This is a genomic window from Streptomyces sp. NPDC089915, assembly GCF_040684675.1.
In the GTDB taxonomy this organism is placed as follows: Bacteria; Actinomycetota; Actinomycetes; order Streptomycetales; family Streptomycetaceae; genus Streptomyces.
The window spans coordinates 1-1084 of sequence record NZ_JBFBGN010000420.1 but is presented as its reverse complement, the minus strand read 5'-3'; the positions used below and the strand labels follow the sequence as shown (position 1 = coordinate 1084).

The following is a 1084-nucleotide window of genomic DNA, read 5'->3' as shown; positions in this document are numbered from 1 at the left end:
GAGCCGGTGACCAGGGCGCGCCAGGTGTCGGGGCCGACGATGCCGTCCGCGTCGAGGCTGTGGGAGGACTGGAAGCCGCGCACCTTGCCGTCCGTGCCGTCGCCGAAGGCGCCGTCGACGGCGAGACCCGCTCCGTAGCGGTTGAGCTGCGTCTGGACGGCCTTGACGGCGGAGCCGTTGTCGCCCTTGCGGACGGTGACGATCAGCTTGGACCAGGTGTCGGCGCCGACGATGCCGTCCGGGGAGAGGCCGTTGGCACTCTGGAAGGCGCTGACCTTGGACTGGGTGCCGTCGCCGAAGGCGCCGTCGGCGCCGGTGGCGTAGCCGCGCGCGGTCAGCAGGTGCTGGACGGTGGTCACCTGGGCGCCGGTGCTGCCGTTCTTGACCAGCGGCCAGTCGGCGGCCAGGGCGGGGCTCGCGGAGAGCAGGCCGGCCATCAGCGCGGCCACCAGGGTGGTGAGCAGCGTGGCCGCCAGGACGGGGATTCGCTTTGCCGTTCTCACGGTGGGTTCCTTCGGGGTCTGGGTCTCGGTCGGGGTCTGGGTCGTCAGCACTGGTACGTGGCGTCCGGGTGGACCGCTTCGCAGTAGCGGATGTGCAGGTGGTTGTCGTGGTTGGGGTACGAGACCGTCAGCCCCTCGGCGATCAGCTGCGGGTCGTTGAAGTAGACGAGCTTGACGTGGCCGGGCGCGGCCGCGCGCAGGGCCTTGACCAGTTCGCGGGTCGCGGCACGGTCGTAGCTTCCGGACTCCCAGGTGATCCGGGAGCCGGTGCACTGGGCGGAGTCGGTGCGCACGGGCCAGATGTCGGCGTCGAGTCCGGCCTGGTGGGTGGCGTGGCCGTAGATGGTGCCGCCGTGCTCGAAGGCGATGTCACCGACCGGGACCCGGCCCCGGCCCAGGGCCGCGAAGGAGCGGGCGCCGGCCTCCAGCTGGCCGATGGCCGCCGCCGTGCCCCAGTCGGCGGAGGTGTTGCCGTCGGGGTCCTGGTTGCACAGGGTGGCGGAGTTGTAGTCGGCGTACTCGTAGTGCCAGAGGAGGTTGGTCCAGGTGTCCGGGCCGACGACGCCGTCCGCGGTGAGGCC

The 1084-nt window shown here is 72.0% G+C and carries 2 protein-coding genes; both read right to left on the bottom strand.

Annotated features, from left to right (window positions below):
• Nucleotides 1-503: peptidoglycan-binding protein (locus AB0O29_RS36330; protein WP_365160823.1), on the bottom strand; the 503-nt coding region annotated here is incomplete at its 3' end.
• Between the two features lie 44 nt (nt 504-547).
• The coding region (locus AB0O29_RS36325) for a penicillin-insensitive murein endopeptidase (protein WP_365160820.1) at nt 548-1084 on the bottom strand (537 nt) is incomplete at its 5' end.